General features: G+C 63.7%; 15 protein-coding genes and 2 pseudogenes. 13 read left to right on the top strand and 4 right to left on the bottom strand.

The annotated features are described in order from the left end of the window. Nucleotides 1-433: 433 nt before the first annotated feature. Nucleotides 434-553 (top strand): annotated as a pseudogene (locus OX460_RS28520) (hypothetical protein); the annotation flags it as partial. Here OX460_RS28520 and OX460_RS28515 read toward each other — a convergent pair. Both OX460_RS28515 and OX460_RS26140 read right to left on the bottom strand, forming a co-directional pair. Continuing rightward, a pseudogene (locus tag OX460_RS28515) lies at nucleotides 505-882 on the bottom strand (EamA family transporter); the annotation flags it as partial. The pseudogenes OX460_RS28520 and OX460_RS28515 sit on opposite strands and share 49 nt — an antisense overlap. 72 nt (nucleotides 883-954) lie before the next feature. After that, nucleotides 955-2,055 (bottom strand): aromatic ring-hydroxylating dioxygenase subunit alpha, encoded by a 1,101-nt coding sequence (locus OX460_RS26140; RefSeq protein ID WP_251351025.1) that lies wholly within the window; start codon nucleotides 2,053-2,055, stop codon nucleotides 955-957. Between the two features lie 405 nt (nucleotides 2,056-2,460). Between OX460_RS26140 and OX460_RS26135 the strand changes: the two genes are divergently transcribed. The 9 genes from OX460_RS26135 (at nucleotide 2,461) to OX460_RS26095 (ending at nucleotide 10,463) form a co-directional block, all read left to right on the top strand. Beyond that, the gene (locus tag OX460_RS26135; RefSeq protein WP_251351026.1) at nucleotides 2,461-2,712 is read left to right on the top strand and encodes an exodeoxyribonuclease VII small subunit; all 252 of its coding nucleotides are present in this window, start codon (nucleotides 2,461-2,463) and stop codon (nucleotides 2,710-2,712) included. 8 nt (nucleotides 2,713-2,720) lie between these two features. Next, nucleotides 2,721-3,620 carry a polyprenyl synthetase family protein gene (locus tag OX460_RS26130; protein ID WP_289900413.1) on the top strand — a complete coding sequence of 300 codons (900 nt, stop codon included), beginning with the start codon at nucleotides 2,721-2,723 and terminating at the stop codon, nucleotides 3,618-3,620. Further along, nucleotides 3,621-5,492 (top strand): 1-deoxy-D-xylulose-5-phosphate synthase, encoded by a 1,872-nt coding sequence (dxs, locus tag OX460_RS26125; protein WP_289900412.1) that lies wholly within the window; start codon nucleotides 3,621-3,623, stop codon nucleotides 5,490-5,492. A gap of 131 nt (nucleotides 5,493-5,623) precedes the next feature. Next, nucleotides 5,624-7,765 carry an FUSC family protein gene (locus OX460_RS26120; RefSeq protein ID WP_289900411.1) on the top strand — a complete coding sequence of 714 codons (2,142 nt, stop codon included), beginning with the start codon at nucleotides 5,624-5,626 and terminating at the stop codon, nucleotides 7,763-7,765. An 86-nt stretch (nucleotides 7,766-7,851) separates the two neighbouring features. Beyond that, a complete protein-coding gene (locus OX460_RS26115) occupies nucleotides 7,852-8,991 on the top strand; it encodes a cytochrome c peroxidase (RefSeq protein ID WP_289900410.1) in 1,140 nt (379 codons plus the stop codon). Nucleotides 8,992-9,267: 276 nt separating this feature from the next. Beyond that, a complete protein-coding gene (locus OX460_RS26110) occupies nucleotides 9,268-9,465 on the top strand; it encodes a hypothetical protein (RefSeq protein ID WP_289900409.1) in 198 nt (65 codons plus the stop codon). Between the two features lie 66 nt (nucleotides 9,466-9,531). After that, the gene (locus tag OX460_RS26105; RefSeq protein ID WP_289900408.1) at nucleotides 9,532-9,912 is read left to right on the top strand and encodes a glutaredoxin family protein; all 381 of its coding nucleotides are present in this window, start codon (nucleotides 9,532-9,534) and stop codon (nucleotides 9,910-9,912) included. Between the two features lie 74 nt (nucleotides 9,913-9,986). Then, nucleotides 9,987-10,178 carry a hypothetical protein gene (locus OX460_RS26100; protein WP_289900407.1) on the top strand — a complete coding sequence of 64 codons (192 nt, stop codon included), beginning with the start codon at nucleotides 9,987-9,989 and terminating at the stop codon, nucleotides 10,176-10,178. A gap of 96 nt (nucleotides 10,179-10,274) precedes the next feature. Beyond that, entirely contained in the window at nucleotides 10,275-10,463 is a 189-nt protein-coding gene (locus tag OX460_RS26095; RefSeq protein ID WP_099665483.1) for a hypothetical protein, read from the top strand. 64 nt (nucleotides 10,464-10,527) lie between these two features. Here the strand turns inward: OX460_RS26095 and OX460_RS26090 are convergent, their stop codons facing one another. Further along, entirely contained in the window at nucleotides 10,528-11,082 is a 555-nt protein-coding gene (locus OX460_RS26090; RefSeq protein WP_034784827.1) for a cob(I)yrinic acid a,c-diamide adenosyltransferase, read from the bottom strand. Nucleotides 11,083-11,232: 150 nt separating this feature from the next. Between OX460_RS26090 and OX460_RS26085 the strand changes: the two genes are divergently transcribed. From OX460_RS26085 to glcF, 3 genes are read left to right on the top strand one after another with little or no spacing between them, the layout of a single operon-like run. Beyond that, a complete protein-coding gene (locus OX460_RS26085; protein ID WP_289900406.1) occupies nucleotides 11,233-12,723 on the top strand; it encodes an FAD-linked oxidase C-terminal domain-containing protein in 1,491 nt (496 codons plus the stop codon). Between the two features lie 16 nt (nucleotides 12,724-12,739). Further along, nucleotides 12,740-13,810, top strand: a complete 1,071-nt coding sequence (gene glcE, locus OX460_RS26080; RefSeq protein WP_289900405.1) for a glycolate oxidase subunit GlcE — start codon at nucleotides 12,740-12,742, stop codon at nucleotides 13,808-13,810. A 4-nt stretch (nucleotides 13,811-13,814) separates the two neighbouring features. Beyond that, entirely contained in the window at nucleotides 13,815-15,053 is a 1,239-nt protein-coding gene (glcF, locus tag OX460_RS26075; protein ID WP_289900404.1) for a glycolate oxidase subunit GlcF, read from the top strand. Here the strand turns inward: glcF and OX460_RS26070 are convergent. After that, nucleotides 15,046-17,157 (bottom strand): EAL domain-containing protein, encoded by a 2,112-nt coding sequence (locus tag OX460_RS26070; RefSeq protein ID WP_289900403.1) that lies wholly within the window; start codon nucleotides 17,155-17,157, stop codon nucleotides 15,046-15,048. The two genes, glcF and OX460_RS26070, sit on opposite strands and share 8 nt — an antisense overlap. Nucleotides 17,158-17,341: the final 184 nt, after the last annotated feature.

Genomic DNA, 17,341 nt, shown 5'->3' with positions numbered 1-17,341 from the left:
GCGCGCGATCGCCGCGCCACGGGCCGTGTTGCGGGTATTGTAATAGGTTGCCGCGATGCCGGAAGCGAGAATGATGCCGATGCCGGCCCAGCCATGCCAGTCGAACAGGTCGCCAAAGATCACCACGCCCCAGAAGCTGGAAAAGACGATGCCTGTGTATTGCAGATTCGCAACCACGAGGGTCTTGCCCAGGCGATAGGCGCGCGTCATGGCCATCTGCGCCATGGTGGCGCACAGGCCGATGGCGGTCAGCAAGCCGATGCCGTAGCCGCTCGTGTGCGCATGCCAGACGACGGGGCCGCCGCCGGCGCTGGCCACGTGGCCGATCACGCCGGCGAGGAAATTGACGACCGAGAAATAGAATACGACCCGGTATTCGGGTTCGCCCAGCAAGCCCAGCTTGCGCACTTGCAGGTAGGCGAGGGCTGACAACATGCCGGAAATCAAGGCCGTGATGGCGCCAGCAGCCTGGTCCGTTTCGAACACGGGTTGCAGCAGCAGGGTCACGCCGACAAAGCTCATGGCGATCGCCGCCACCAGCGGCCACTCGACTTGCTGCGTCGCCTTCCACCAGCCGCCGGCCAGCAAGATCACGGCGATCCAGATGGGCGCCATGTAATTGAGCGTCATGGCCGTGGCCAGCGGCAGGATGGCGATGGCATAAAACCACAGCCACAGGGCGATCACGCCCACCACGCCGCGCCACAGATGCTGGCCCGGCATCGTGGTCTTAAAACTGCCGCCCTGGTACAAAATCGTGCAGCTCATGACGGTCATGCCGATGATGCCGCGATACATGACGATTTCGGACGTCGAATACATCTCCGACGCCAATTTGACGCACACGCCCATGATGGCAAACATGAAACTTGCAAACAGCATCCAAAGAGATTGCATCTGATTCCTGAAAAACGCGGGGATAAAAAAAGGCCGCACGAGGCGGCCCTTGAGGGATTACAGTTCGATATTGTTGCGGTACCACTCGTGGAAATGCTGCATGCCATCTTCCATCGGCGACTGGTAAGGACCCACTTCGCTCACGCCGCGCGCCATCAGGGCCTTGCGGCCCGCATCCATGCGTTGGGCGATTTCATCGTCCTCGACGCAGGTTTCCATGTAGGCAGCCCGTTCCGCTTCGACGAAGTCGCGCTCGAACAACACAATTTCTTCTGGGTAATAAAACTCCACCACGTTGCGCGTCTTTTGCGGGCCGTCGGGCCACAGGGTAGAGACGACCAGCACGTGCGGATACCATTCGACCATGATGTTCGGATACAGGGTCAGCCAGATGGCGCCATACGGCGGCACTTCGCCGCCGCGGAATTGCAGCACCTGCTCTTGCCATTTCTTGTAGGCAGGCGAACCGGCTTGCTGCAGGCCGCGGTGCACGCCCACCGTCTGCACGCTGTAATCCTTGCCGAATTCCCAGCGCAGGTCGTCGCAGCTGACGAAGCTGCCCAGGCCCGGGTGGAACGGTTCCACGTGATAGTCTTCCAGATAGACTTCGATGAAAGTCTTCCAGTTGTAGTCGCACTCGTGGATTTCCACGTGGTCGAACATGTAGCCGGAAAAGTCGAGGTCTTTCGAGACGGACAAATCTTTCAATTTTTCCATCACGTTGTAGCCATTTTGCTCGAACAGCAAGCCATTCCAGCTTTGCAGCGGCGTTTTCGACAGGTTCAGGCACGGCGTCTCGGGGAAATGCGGCGCGCCGATCAGTTCACCCTTGAGGTCGTAGGTCCAGCGGTGCAGCGGGCAGACGATATGGTTCGCATTGCCGCGGCCATTGAACATCAGCGCCTGCCGGTGGCGGCACACGTTGGACAGCACTTCGATGCCATTGGCGTTGCGCACGAGCATGCGCCCTTCGTTCTCAGACGCCAGGGTCGCAAAATCGCCGGTTTCCGGCACCATCAGCTCGTGCCCGACATAGCGCGGGCCGGCTTGGAACAATTGCTGCATTTCACGCTGCAACAGCGTTTCGTCAAAATAGACGTGGACCGGAAGTTGCGCGTTTGAGCGCGCCAGCTTGGCGTGAGTAGCCAGATCGGACATCCCAACCCCCCATAAATGTACAACGGTCAGCAGTGCCCCAGGCCATTCCCTGGGCAACCGCTACAGAGAGAAAGAATCCGCAAAGACCTGAATTCAAATTTGTTGAAACGGTATTTCGGACAGAACCGGCGATTATAGCGCGGATCGGCCTCGGCATTATCAAAACCCCCCGGCAAATAGGCTTTTAATGAGAAACATTGTCATTTGGCGCGCAATTTCTGGCGCAGAGGGGCGATTCGGCTAAAATCTACTGACAAGCTGGCAACGCTATTGACTTTGAGCGCGTCGATTGCGCTTTAGTTTTCACTTAATAGTGTGGTTTGTTCTAAAATAACGCTTCTATGCTGGCCGGGAATCCCCGGCGTCTCCCTACAAGCCCCTCGTGCCACGAAGAGATCTGAGTCTATGTCGAAGAAATTAACTGCCGCTGCCGCAGTGCCGGCCTCGTTTGAAGAGGCAATGGCGGAACTGGCGCAGCTGGTAACGCAAATGGAAGCGGGCCAGTTGCCGCTGGAAGCATCGGTCGCGGCGTATCAGCGCGGCTCGGAACTGGTCAAGTATTGCGCGACCCAGCTCGACAGTGTCGAAGCGCAGGTGAAAGTACTCGAAGGCGACATGTTGAAACCGTTCACGGATGCCGGCGAGGCCGCCCAATGATGGCCAGCATGCAACAAGACGGCGTTACCTTCGGCGACTGGATGCAAAGCACCCAGTCCGGCGTGGAAGGCCGGCTCGACCAGTTCCTGCCGGCGGCGGACGCCGTGCCGCACAAGCTGCACTCTGCCATGCGCTATGCGCTCTTGGGCGGCGGCAAGCGCGTGCGCCCGCTGCTGGTGATGGCGGCTGGCGAACTGTTTGATGCCGATCAAGATACCCTCGCGCGCGCTGCTTGCGCGCTGGAAATGATTCACGTGTATTCGCTCGTGCATGACGACATGCCCTGCATGGATGACGATGCCTTGCGCCGTGGCAAACCCACCGTGCACATCGCCTACGACGAGGCGACGGCCCTGCTGGTGGGTGACGCGCTGCAATCGCAGGCGTTCATGCTGCTGGCCGACGGCGCGGCGATTCCTCCCGCGCGGCAAATGGCCATGATCAAGCTGCTGGCGCACGCCTCCGGTTCTGCCGGCATGTGCGGCGGCCAGGCGATCGACCTCGACAGTGTCGGCCTGGCCTTGACCTTGCCGCAGCTGGAACAGATGCATCAACTCAAAACGGGCGCCTTGCTGCGCGCGGCCGTGATTCTCGGCGCGCTGGCCGGCAAGGACTTGACGGCGGACGACATGACGGCGCTGAACGCGTATGCGCGCGCCGTGGGCCTGGCGTTCCAGGTGGTCGACGACGTGCTCGACGCGACGGCCGATTCGGCCACCCTGGGCAAGACGGCAGGCAAGGATGCGGCCGCCAACAAGCCCACCTACGTATCGATACTGGGGCTGGCACCATCGAAAGCCCTGGCAGAACAATTGCGGTGCGACGCCCATGCGGCGCTGGCGCCATTCGGGGACAAGGCACGCCGTTTGCGCGAGCTGGCGGACCTGGTCGTGCAGCGGAAGGCATAAATGAAACTGTTAGAAACCATCAATGAACCAGCGCAAGTGCGCAAGCTGGCCCGCTCGCAACTGGTGCCGCTGGCCCAGGAATTGCGCAGCTTCCTGCTCGATTCCGTTTCCAAGACGGGCGGCCACTTGTCGTCCAACCTGGGCACGGTCGAGCTGACCGTCGCGCTGCATTACGTCTTCAACACGCCGCACGACCGCATCGTCTGGGACGTGGGCCACCAGACCTATTCGCACAAGATCCTCACGGGCCGCCGCGAGCGCATGCACACCCTGCGCCAGAAAGACGGCATTTCCGGCTTCCCGAAGCGCGACGAGAGCGAATACGACACCTTCGGCACGGCGCACTCGTCGACGTCCATTTCCGCCGCGCTGGGCATGGCGCAGGCGGCCAAGATCAAGGGCGACCCGCTGCACGCGATCGCCGTGATCGGCGACGGTTCGATGACGGCCGGCATGGCTTTCGAGGCGATGAACAATGCGGGCGTGCAGGAAGATGTCAACTTGCTGGTGATTTTGAACGACAACGACATGTCGATCTCGCCGCCCGTGGGCGCGCTGAACCGCCACCTGGCGCGATTGATGTCGGGCCAGTTCTATGCGGCCGCGAAAAATGTCGGCAAGTCCGTCTTGCCCGGCCCCGTGCTGGAACTGGCGAAGCGCTTTGAAGAGCACGCCAAGGGCATGGTCGTGCCCGCCACCATGTTCGAGGAATTCGGTTTCAATTACATCGGCCCCATCGACGGCCACGACCTCGATTCGCTGATCCCGACCTTGCAAAATATCAAGCAATTGAAGGGTCCGCAATTCCTGCACGTGGTGACCAAGAAGGGGCAGGGCTACAAGCTGGCCGAAGCGGAACCGATTCTGTACCACGGCACGGGCAAGTTCAACCCGGCCGAAGGCATCAAGCCGGCCACGGCGCCCGCCAAGATGACGTATACGGAAGTGTTCGGCAACTGGCTGTGCGACATGGCCGCCCACGACAAGCGCCTGGTGGGCATCACGCCGGCCATGCGCGAAGGCTCGGGCATGGTCAAGTTCGAACAGAAGTTTCCGACCCGCTACTTCGACGTCGGCATTGCCGAGCAGCATTCCGTGACGTTCGGCGCGGGCCTGGCTTGCGAAGGCTTGAAACCCGTCGTCGCCATCTATTCCACCTTCCTGCAGCGCGCCTACGACCAGCTGATCCACGACGTGGCCCTGCAAAACCTGGACGTGACGTTCGCGCTGGACCGCGCCGGCCTGGTGGGCGCCGACGGCGCCACGCACGCGGGCAACTACGACATGGCGTTCCTGCGCTGCATCCCGAACATGGTCATCATGGCCGCGTCGGATGAAAACGAATGCCGCCAAATGCTGACCACGGGCTACCACTACCCTGGCCCGGCCGCCATCCGCTATCCGCGCGGCGCCGGCGCGGGCGTGGCCATCGTGCCGGAACTGACCAGCATCGAGATCGGCAAGGGCGAGATCAAGCGCCAGGGCCAGCGCATCGCCATCCTGGCCTTCGGCTCGATGGTGGCGACTAGCGTGGCAGCGGGCGAGAAGCTTGACGCGACGGTGGCCAATATGCGCTTCGTCAAGCCGCTCGACGTGGCACTGGTGAAACAGCTGGCTGCCGAGCACGATTACCTGGTGACGGTGGAAGAGGGCTGCATCATGGGCGGCGCCGGCTCGGCCGTGGCCGAGGCCCTGGCGGCGGAGGGCATCGTCAAGCCTATCCTGATGCTGGGCTTGCCCGACACCTTCATCGACCATGGCGACCCCGTGCAATTGCTGAAAAGCGTCGGCCTGGACGCCAGCGGCATCGCTGCGTCGATCGAACAGCGCTTTGGCGGCACGCAGCCGCCGCGCCTGGCAGCCGTCAGCTAAGCTGGCTTGCCTACAGAAAAGCGACACCGCGGTGTCGCTTTTTTTTCGCTCTCGGGGATTTTACGCTGCACTGCAACATTTTTCGCCCGGGAATGCTACGATGACGCTTTGATACCCTTTCAAAGTCCAACTTGTATCTCAGGAAACTTCACCGCCGTTCGCGCGCACTGGCCGGCCGCTGGCTGACGGGCGTGCACGCCTATACCGACACCCTGGCGCAGCGCCGTCCCCTGTGGATGGTCAGCCTGGCCATCGATGAAACGAACCTGTCCGAAGGCTTGCGGGCCGCGTGCGCCTCGAGCGCCATGCTGCTGCTGGGCCTGCTGTTCGACCATCCCGATTTTTCCTGGGCCGCCATCGGCGCCTTCTGGACGTGCCTGGCCGACGCGGCCGGCACGCGGCGCATGCGCTTCGTCTCGATGGTGGGCTTCGGCTTGCTGTCGACGGTGGCCGGCGGCCTGACGGCGCTGGCGGCCGGCCATGGCGTGGCGACGGCCGCCATCGCCGTGCTGCTGTTTTCCTGGGCCGGCGCGCTGGCGCGCATCTGGGGCGCGGCCACGGCGCAAGTGGCCATCCTGGCCGCCACGGCCTGCGTGGTGATGGTTACGCATCCGCTGGCATCGATGACGCAGACGGCGCCTTTCCTGGGCCTGTACATGTTCGGCTGCCTGTTCGCCACCGTGCTCAGTTTTACCGTCTGGCGCATCCACCCATTCGGCCCGAGCCGGCGCGCCATCCGCGCCGCGTATTCGCGCCTGGCCGGCATCGCGCGCGACAATGCGCGCTTCCTCGCACATGATGCGGCGCAGGCGGACGTTGCCGCGCATGGCGCCAGCTACCGTTCGCAGGCGCGCGCCGCGCTGGAAGCGGCGCGCGTGGCGCTGGCCGCCGTGCCGCCAGCGCGCGCCGGCCGCAGCGCCCTGTACGACAACCTGCTGCTGGCGCTCAGCGACGCCGAGCGCATCTTCGCCTATCTGATCGCCGTCACGCATACGTGCGAGCGCGAGCAGCAGCGCCTGCGCCAGGACCCGCGCGCGCGGCGCAGCCTGGAAGTGATGGCCGTGCTGCTGCGCCGCCTGGGGCAAGCCGTGCAGCGCCAGCCGGAAACGCCGCCCCTGGAATTGCAGCGCCGCCTGGCTGGCTGCGGACGGCGCCTGGAAGCGGCGCTGGGCGCCTTGCTGCCGCTGCGCCTGAACGTGGACTTCATGGAGCTGGGCTTGCCGCGCGCGGCGCAGCTGCCGTGGCGCGAAGCGGCTTTCCTGGCGCTGGGGCAGGCGTGGCAGACGGCGAAAGTCAATGCCACGCCGCAGTCGCTGAGCTGGCGCCATGCGGCGCGCGTGTCGCTGGCGACGACGGCCGGCTTCCTGCTGGTCGAGGCCTTGCATATTCCCTTCGGCTACTGGGCCACCATGGCCACCTTGCTGATACTGCAGCCGTCCGTGTCGACCACCTGGCCGCGCGGCATCGAGCGGGTGGCGGGCAGCGTGCTGGGCGCCGTGCTGGCCGTGCTGATCGGCCTGGCGGTTCACACTCCGCTGGGCATCTCGCTGGTGGTGTTTCCCCTGATCGTCGCCACCATGGCCTTGCGCCGCGTCAGCTACAGCCTGCACGTGCTGTTCATGACGCCCGCCTTCGTGCTGGTGGCCGACTATGCGGCGCCGGCCAGCGAGATGGTGTATGCGATGAGTCGTCTGGGCAACAATGTGCTGGGCTGCGTGCTGGCCTTGCTGGCCACGTTTTTCCTGTGGCCCGACCGCGAGGCGGACGACCTGGACCAGCGCCTGGCGAAGGCAGTGTCGGCCAACCTGAAATACCTGCTGGCCGTGCTGGCGGCGGGCGGAAAGTGGGACAGCGCCATCGCGCGCCTGCGCCGCGAGGCGGGCCTGGCCAGCAATAACGCGGAACAGGTCTTGCAGCGCTTGCGCATCGAGCGCCGCCTGGACCGCAGCAGCGGCGTGGGCCTGGCGGCGCTGCGCACCTTGCCGCTGTTGCGCCGCGTGGCGGGCAGCACGGCGCGCATCAGCCTGAGTCCCCAGGCCGAGCCGGCGCCGCCCGCACTGCAGCAGTGGATCGCCGGCGTCAGCGGGGAAATCGACGCCTTGCTGCGCGGCGCCGCCGACGCCAGCGCGCCTGGTCCCTGCGTTGCCGACAGCCTGACGCCGCTGCAGGCCGATGCCGTGGCGCAAGTGCAGTTGCTGCGCGGCTTGCTGCGCGAACATGTGCAGGCGCAGGCGGAGGAAACGCCGGTAAAATTGACGCAGATCGCCGAATAGACAAGCCCTGTCCCCTTTCGCTGTGCTGTTGCCATGTTGCTGGTTATCATTGGTCGAAGCCAGCGTACAAAAGAGGAATGAGCGACGTGTATAGATTTACAGCAGGAAAGACCGGATGGGTGGCCGCAGCGCTGCTGGCCATGACAGTGGGATTGCCTGGAGGAGGGGATGCGGCGGCGCGCGAAGCCACTACCACCGTTTGCGCCATGCCGGCGGGCTGGAATTCAGCCTGTCTGCGCCAGGCGTACGCGCGTCCCATTGCCGACTGGCCCCGTCCGCACCTGCCCGTCGGCGTGGCCGCCGCGGAAATGGCGCCCGTCTCGGCCATACCTGTGCCGCCCGTGGCACCGGCCGTCGCGGCGCTGGGGCAGCGTCTGTTCAACGATCCCCGTTTGTCGCGCTCGAACGCGGTGGCCTGCATCAGCTGCCACAGTCCCGACCACAGCTTTGCCGACAGCAAGCGCGTTTCCGTGGGACACGAGGGGCGGCTGGGACAGCGCAATACGCCGGGCTTGCTGGGCGTGGCGCAGGTCAGGATGCTGTTCTGGGATGGCCGCGCCAGCACCCTGGAAGAGCAGGCGCTGGGCCCCTTGCAGCATCCGGATGAAATGGCGGCCGTGGCTGCGCAATTGCCCGCCAAGCTGGCCGCACAGGGCGACTACCCGGCGCAGTTCGACGCGGCTTTTGGCCAGGGCGCCGGCGTGACCTTGCCGCGCATCTTGACGGCGCTGGCCGACTACCAGCGCACCCTGCTGCCGCCCGTCACCCGTTTCGATACCTTCCTGGAGGGCGAACGCACGGCCTTGAACGACCGCGAGCTGCTGGGCCTGCACCTGTTCCGCACCAAGGCGCGCTGCATGACGTGCCACAGCGGCGCCTTGCTGACGGACCAGCAATTCCACAACCTCGGGCTGAGCAATTACGGCAGCCGCAAGTATGAAGACCTGGGGCGCTATCTGGTGACGGGCAAGAATGAGGATGTGGGCAAGTTCCGCACGCCGGGCTTGCGCGGCGTGGCGCAATCGGGGCCGTGGATGCACAATGGCGCGTTCGCGCAGATGGTGGGCATGTTGAACATGTATAACGCGGGCATGTCGCGCCCCGTGCCGCAGAACGCGCAGCAGGCGGCCGATCCGAAGTTTCCCGTCACGTCGCCCCTGCTGCAGCGCTTGCAGCTGACGTCCGATGAAATCATCGCGTTGAAGAGTTTTCTGGAAGTGCTATAGCCTGCTATGGCCGCTCGGCCGGCTGCGCCCGCAGCCGGCCTTTACCTGCTTGCGGCGCCGATATTGTATAGACGTTTGGCGCCTCCCAATCTCTCCAAATTCCACATTCATGGGGCTTTCCCGATATATTTTCCAAATTGGAAATTTATCGGAAGGAAACGTTGACTCTAAAATAAGTGCGGTCTATATTCGATTTTGTACGATATAAATTCTATAAGGTAATAAGCAGTTAAGCGCAAGTGGCATTGTTTTTCCACGTCAATCGAAAGGTAGAAAATGTTTCAGAAGATCGCACTTTTCCTGTTCGCCGTCGGTGTCAGCGCGTCCTATTCGGCGGGGGCGGCAGGCAATGGCTTGAGCGACTGCCAGCGCGAGTGCTATGGCGGCTTTACCGATTGCCTCGATTCTGGCCATTCCAGCAACACGTGCAAGGATTTGTTAAATGCATGCAAGGCCGATTGCGCCTTGAATTAAGAAAACCAGGTGTGCCGGGGCGCAAGCATTGCTCCGGCTTGGAAGTAACGACGTCAAGGTGGCTTCATGATGCAAAAGAAAATTAAAACCATCGCCATGGATGGCGTGATATTGGCCGCCGGCCTGGGCAGCGGTTATGGCCTGTCTTTATTGCCTGGTTTATTCAAATCGACTTACACGGAAGGCAATTACGCCGCGTATTTCCCGAATGCCCAGGCGAAGGTGGTGTTGTACGGCACGGACTGGTGCGGCTATTGCGCCAAGACGCGCGCGTACTTCAAGGAAAACAAGATCGACTTTGTCGATCTCGATATCGAAAAATCGCCGGAAGCGAAAAAAGCCCATGAAGAACTCGGCGGCGGCGGCGTGCCCGTGGTGTTGATCGGCAACCGCAAGATCCAGGGTTTCAATACGGGCGCGCTGGAAGCGGCGCTGAAGAAAATCTGATTGCCGGATGGCGCGTAAGAGACGGCGCGCCATGGATGTTGCCCCTCGTCTGACATTTCTGCAAAGGAGTACCGATGTTTAAAAAACTGGGTTTCTTTTTGTTTGCCATGGGCCTCAGCGCCTCGTACGCGATCGCCGGCGGCGAACCGGAATGCTATTCGCAATGCGATGAAGGGCTGGACCAGTGCATGACCGACCATCCAAGGTCGCCAGGCGCCTGCACCAAGATTCATCAGATGTGCTACAACCGCTGCGCGCAAGAGTAGCATTCAATAAAGTTTGCCGGCTGGCCAGTACGCTGGCCAGGCCGGCTGCATCACTTCATCCATCCTGCCGTCCCTTATTGCCGCAAAGGAGTGCTTATGTTCAAAAAGCTGGGTTTCTTTCTGTTCGCCACGGGCGTCAGCGCCTCGTATGCCATGGCCAGCAGTACCGCCGATATATCGGAATGCCAATCCGAGTGCTATATGGCGCTCGATGCCTGCGTCATGGAGTTCAGTGTTCCCTCATGCGTCCGTGCCAATAAAGCGTGTCTTCAGGCCTGCGGCTGAGTAACACCCGGTCAGCCGGATAAAGCATGGCGATGCGGTTTGACAGGCATCGCCGTTTTTTATTTCATCCCCGCGTGCGGTCATGCCGCCACAGCACGTCGCTGCCGCCGGCAAAGCGGTTCAGCACGCGCGACAGCACGAACAGCAGGTCCGACAGGCGGTTCACGTACTGGCGCGGATGTTCGTGCAGCGGTTCCGCATTGGCCAGCGCGACGATGCTGCGCTCGGCGCGGCGGCACACGGTGCGGCACACATGCGCCAGCGAGGCGGCGCGCGAACCGGCCGGCAGGATGAATTCGCTCAAGGCAGGCAAGTCCGCATTGTATTTCGCCAGCAGGTCGTCGAGGCGCAGCACGTGCTCTTCCTTGATCAACTGGTAGCCGGGGATGCAGATTTCGCCGCCCAGGTCGAACAGATCGTGCTGGATGGCCACCAGTTCGTCGCGCAAGGCGTCGGGCATGGCTTCGCACAGCAGCAATCCCAGATTCGAATTGAGTTCGTCCACGTCGCCCATGGCGTGGATGCGCGCGCTGTCCTTGCTGGTGCGGCTGCCGTCGCCCAGGCCGGTGCTGCCATTGTCGCCCGTGCGCGTGGCGATTTTCGAAAGTCGGTTGCCCATGATATCGATCCTGTAAAGAAGAATGGGGGCAGCATACGACACCGCGCGCCGCCTGGCCCCGGATTTGCCCGCAAATAGGACAAAAAATGCGCTGCGCGCCACTTTTGTGCTTACAATCGTTGCACGCCCATGCACTTTTGCTCACATCCTATGCTCAATGCCGCCCCTGAATCCGGATTGACCGTCGCGCGCAAGCAAGCCGTCGTCGCGGCCCTGCTGGCCGTGCTGCCGGCCCGCTGCGTGTTGTCCGACGCCGAAGATACGCGCCCGTACGAATGCGATGGCCTGGCCGCCTACCGCCAGCTGCCGATGGTGGTGACGTTGCCGGATACGGAAGAACAGGTCATCGCCATCCTCGGCGTCTGCCGCGCGTTGAAGGTGCCGATCGTGCCGCGCGGCGCGGGCACGGGCCTGTCGGGCGGCGCCTTGCCCATCGCCGACGGCGTGGTGCTGTCGACGGCGCGTTTGAACCGCATCGTGCGCCTTGATGCGTATGCGCGCACGGCCGTGGTGCAGCCGGGCGTGCGCAACCTGGCCATTTCCGAAGCGGCGGCGCAACATGCCTTGTACTACGCGCCCGACCCGTCCTCGCAAATCGCCTGCAGCATCGGCGGCAACGTGGCGGAAAACTCGGGCGGCGTGCATTGCCTGAAATACGGCTTGACCGTGCACAATGTGCTGCGCGTGCGGGTTGTTACCATTGATGGTGACGTGCTGGAACTGGGCGGCGAATGCCTGGACTCGCCCGGCCTCGATTTGCTGGCCGTCTTCATCGGCTCCGAAGGCATGCTGGGCATCGTCACGGAAGTGACGGTCAAGCTGATCCCGAAGCCGGCCACGGCGAGGGTCATCATGGCGTCCTTTGACGACGTCGTCACGGGCGGCAATGCCGTGGCCAACGTGATCGCGGCCGGCATCATCCCGGCCGGCCTGGAAATGATGGACCGGACCTCGTCGCGCATGGTCGAACCGTTCGTCAAGGCCGGCTACGACATCGACGCGGCCGCCATCTTGCTGTGCGAAGCGGATGGCACGCACGAGGAAGTGGAAGAGGAAATCGCCCGCATGACGGCCGTGCTGGAAGGGGCGGGCGCCAGCGCCATCGCCGTGTCGCAGTCGGAAGCGGAGCGCATGAAATTCTGGTCCGGCCGCAAGAACGCCTTTCCCGCGGCGGGACGCATCTCGCCCGACTACTACTGCATGGACGGCACCATCCCGCGCAAGCGCCTGGCCGAAGTCCTGACGGGCATCGCCGGCATGGAAACGACGCATGGCTTGCGCTGCGCCAACGTGTTCCACGCGGGCGACGGCAATTTGCACCCCCTGATCCTGTTCGACGCCAACATGCCTGGCGAATTCGAACGCGCCGAAGCGTTTGGCGCGGACATCCTGGCCCTGTGCGTGGCCGTGGGCGGCACCATCACGGGCGAACATGGCGTGGGCATGGAAAAGATCAATTCCATGTGCGTGCAATTTACGCGCGCCGAACTCGATGCCTTCTTTGCCGTCAAGCGCGCCTTCGATCCCCATGCCTTGCTGAACCCGGACAAGGCGATTCCCACCTTGAACCGCTGCGCCGAATTCGGCAAGATGCATGTGACGGCGGGACGCCTGCCGTTCGCCAACCTGCCCCGTTTTTAATTTTCCGGAGACTCTTTTGCAAGCGATAGCGGAACAATTCAGGCAGCAGATCCTGGCGGCCAGCGCGGCAGGCAGCCCCTTGCGCCTGCGCGGCGGCGGCACGAAAGACTGGTATGGCCAGCAGCTGGCAGGCGAGGTGCTCGATACGCGCGCGTATGCGGGCATCATCGACTATGAACCGACGGAACTGGTGATCACGGCCCGCTGCGGCACGCCGCTTGCCGAGATCGAGGCGGCGCTGGCCGCGCGCAACCAGATGCTGGCCTTCGAGCCGCCCCATTTCGGGCCGGGTGCCACGGTGGGCGGCGTCGTCGCCAGCGCCCTGTCCGGCCCGCGCCGCGCCAGCGCGGGAGCCTTGCGCGACTTTGTGCTGGGCGCCGTGCTGATGGATGGCCACGGCCAGCGCCTGGCCTTCGGCGGACAAGTGATGAAGAACGTGGCCGGCTACGATGTCTCGCGCCTGCTGGCAGGCTCGCTGGGCACCCTGGGCCTGATCCTGGAAGTGTCGCTGAAGGTGTTGCCGTTGCCGCTGCGCGAAGCGACCTTGCGCCTGGAATGCGCGGAAATTGTCGCCTTGCGCCTGCTCAATGAATGGGCGGGCAAGCCGCTGCCGATTTCCGCCAGCTGCTGGCATGATGGCGTCTTGAGCGTGCGCCTGTCCGGCGCCGAGGCGGCCGTGTCGGCAGCCCTGCAATCCTTGAATGGCGAGCTGCTGGCAGCCGAAGACGCGGCCACCTTCTGGCTGTCCGTGCGCGAACAGACGCACGATTTCTTCGCGGGCGCGGGCAGCCTGTGGCGCCTGTCGCTGCCGCCGCACGCCAGCGCCGTGATTTTAAAGGGGCGCCAGCTGATCGAATGGGGCGGGGCGCAGCGCTGGCTCAAGCTCGACGGCGACGCCGATGCGGCAGGCAGCCAGCACATCCGCCAGGCCGTGGCCGCGCTTGGGGGCCACGCCACCCTGTTCCGCGGCGGCGACAAGGCCGTGGGCGTGTTTCATCCGCTGGCGCCGGCCATTGAAAAAATCCACCAGCGCCTGCGGCACGCTTTCGACCCGGCCGGCATCTTCAACCCGCACAGAATGACTTGAGCGCATGCAAACCAATCTCGCCGATTTCATCAAGAATACGCCGGCAGGCGACGAAGCCGAAGCCATCCTGCGCGCCTGCGTGCATTGCGGCTTTTGCACGGCCACCTGTCCCACCTACCAGTTGCTGGGCGATGAACTCGATGGCCCGCGTGGACGCATCTACCTGATCAAGCAAGTGCTCGAAGGCGCACCCGTCACGGCCAAGACGCAGACGCACCTGGACCGCTGTCTGACCTGCCGCAACTGCGAGTCGACCTGTCCCTCGGGGGTGCAGTACGGGCGCCTGGTCGACATCGGCCGCAACGTCGTCGAACAGCGCGTGCAGCGCCCCTTGCGCGAACGGGCGCTGCGCTTCGCCCTGAAGGAAGCCTTGCCGCGCCGCTGGCTGTTTACGCCCGTGTACAAGGCGGGGCAGGCGCTGCGGCCCTTGCTGTCGAAAGGTTTGCAGGACAAGCTGCGTCCCGGAGAAAAGGCCGGCGCATGGCCCGCGCGCCGGCATGCGCGCACCATGCTGCTGCTCGACGGCTGCGTGCAGCCGGCCATGTCGCCGAACATCAACGCGGCCACGGCGCGCGTGCTCGACGCCCTGGGCGTGCAATTGATCGTCGCGACTAAGGCGGGCTGCTGCGGCGCGCTGCGCCATCACTTGAACGACCAGGAAGCGGCGCTGGACGACATGCGCCGCAATATCGACGCCTGGTGGCCCTACGTAGATTGCGTGGACAGCGCGGAAGCCATCGTCATGACGGCCTCCGGCTGCGGCGCCACGGTGAAGGAATATGGCCATCTGCTGGCGCACGACGCCCTCTATGCGGACAAGGCGCGGCGCATCGCGGCATTGACGCGCGACTTGTCCGAGATCATGCCCGCGTTTGAAGCGGAACTGGCGGCGCTGCTGCAAGGGCGCATCGGCAAGCGAGTGGCGTACCACCCGCCGTGCACCCTGCAGCACGGCCAGCAGGTGCGCGGCAAGGTGGAGCAGGTGCTGCGCGCCGTCGGCGTCGACGTGCGCCTGTGCGCGGACAGCCATCTGTGCTGCGGTTCGGCGGGCACGTATTCGATCCTGCAGCCGGCACTGTCGCAACAGTTGCGCGACAACAAGGTGGCGAACCTGGAAGCGTGCGAGCCGGAGATGATCGTGTCGGCGAATATCGGCTGCCTGAGCCACCTGCAGTCGGGCACGGAGACGCCCGTGCGGCACTGGATCGAATTGATCGACTCGGCCTTGACCCCGGTCAAATAGGCACTTCGTTGTACTGCGCGATGCGCCATTGCGGCGCCGGGATGAAATTGTTCGCCCACTCCAGCACGGCGTCGGCCGGCATGGGGCGGGCGATGCCGTAGCCTTGCGCCAGGTCGCAGCCCAGCTGGATCAATCGCGCGCCATGCTCGACGCTTTCCACGCCTTCGGCGATCACCGTCAAGCTGAAGGAGCGGGCCAGGCCGATGACGGCGCGCACCAGGTGCAGGTCGTCGCGGTCGTTGAGCATGTTGCGCACGAAGCTCTGGTCGATCTTGACGATATTCGCCGGCAGGCGTTTCAGGTATGACATCGACGAGTAGCCGGTGCCGAAATCGTCGAGCGCAAACGTGATGCCCAGCGCCTGGCAGGCGCGGATGATGCGGCGCACGTCTTCGATGTCGTGCAGGGCCGACGATTCGAGGATTTCCAGTTCCAACATGCTGGCGCGCACGCCGGGAAATTCGCCGAGGATGGTTTCCAGGCGCGAGACGAAGTCCGGTTGCTGGAAGTGGCGCGCCGCGATATTCACGCTGACGACCCAGTGCTTGCCGCAAGCGACCCAGCGCTGCATCTGCCACAGGGCCTGGCGCAGCACCCATTCGCCGATGTCGATGATCAGATCCGTCTGTTCCACCAGCGGCAGGAATTGCGCGGGCGCCAGCACGCCGCGGCGCGGGTGCTGCCAGCGCAGCAGCGCTTCCATGCCCACCACCGTGCCGGCGCGCATGTTCACCTTGGGCTGGTAGTACAGCCGCAGTTCGCCATTGATCAGGGCCTGGCGCACTTCCGTGCGCTGGTTGTGGTGGGTGCGCACTTCTTCATCGAGGTTGGTGTCGAAGAAGTGGTACTGGTTGCGCCCCGTCAGTTTCGCCTGGTAGACGGCGTGGTCGGCGTGGCGCAGCAGGCTTTCCGTATTCAAGTCCTTGCCCGCGTAGACGGCGATGCCGACGCTGGCCGTCACGTGCAGCGCCTGCTGGTCGCCCTGGTAGGGGCGGCTCAGTTCCTGCAGCAATTGCGTGATGTTCTGTTCGATGCTGGCGATGCTGGCCTGGCCGCACAGCAGCAGGACGAATTCATCGCCGCCCAGGCGCGCCGCGTAGTGGATCTGGCCCGTAAAGCCGTGCAGGCGGCCGGCCACCTGCTTGAGGATTTCATCGCCCGCTTCGGCGCCATAGCGGTCGTTGATGGCCTGGAAGTGGTCGAGGTCGAACAGGCAGACGGCCAGCAGGCGCTGGCGTTCGCGCGCCAGGAACAGCTCCTGTTCGAAGCGGGCGGCCAGCGCGGCGCGGTTGGGCAATCCCGTCAGCACGTCATTGTAGTTTTGCCATGACAGCTTTTGCAGCGCCTGCTGCATGTGCACGGTTTCGTTCAACTGTTCGCCCAGCTGGCGCTGGCTGGTCTTGAGCGAGGTCAGCAGTTCTTCGATATCGCCGGCCATGCCGTTGAACGACTGCGACACGGCTTGCGCTTCGGGCGTGGCGCCGGCCGCCAGGCGCACGGCGAAGTTGCCATCGCGGAAGCGGTCGGTCGCCTGCACGAGCCGCGCCAGCAGCTTGCGGTGCGACGCCAGGATCAAGCCCAGCAGGAGGAAGACGAGGACGATGTTGATGGTGCTGAGGACGGCCTGCCCGCGCACCCGTTGCCATACCTGCGCCAGGGGCAGGCCGGGCGTGTAATGCACGTCGAGGATGCCGTCGCCGCCATCCGGCAGCGCCACCGTCAGGCGGCTGCGGATGGCCGCCATGCCCGCCAGGCGTGCAAACCACGCCGGCACGCCGTCGGCCAGCGTGTCGGTCAGCTTGTTGTCGGCCAGCACTTCGACATGCGCGCCAGCCGTATCCCAGCGCATGGCGGCGAGGCTGCGGTTCAGCGGCAGGGCGCTGCGCAGCACTTGCCGCACGCTGTCGTGCATCGCATGCCGGTCCGTATGCACGGCCAGCGGCAGCACGCTATTGGCCAGGAACAGGTCGAGTTGCCGGGCTTCGCTCTGGTAGCGGGCATTGGCCAGCGCCGTTTCCGTCCCGAGCAGGGCGTGATAGCGAAAGGCGGAAACGGCGAGTATCAGGAAGGTAATAGGGATGAAGAGGCGGGAATAACTGCCCATCCGCATCCATGAAGATAATATTTTCCCAAAGACTGGCATCGTTTTATGATCGATATCTGCGAATAATTATGTAAACATTATCACCGATATTTGCTATTTGAAACACAATATTGATATCAAGCATGAAATAAATACAGTTTTATTGATTTCACATGATTGTTGTCTTAAGTCAAAGTATTGCGCT

The organism is Janthinobacterium sp. SUN033 (assembly GCF_030397595.1).
GTDB classification, from domain to species: Bacteria; Pseudomonadota; Gammaproteobacteria; order Burkholderiales; family Burkholderiaceae_D; genus Janthinobacterium; species Janthinobacterium kumbetense.
Note: the sequence above shows the minus strand (reverse complement) of the source record. Positions and strands in the feature narration are given on the sequence as shown.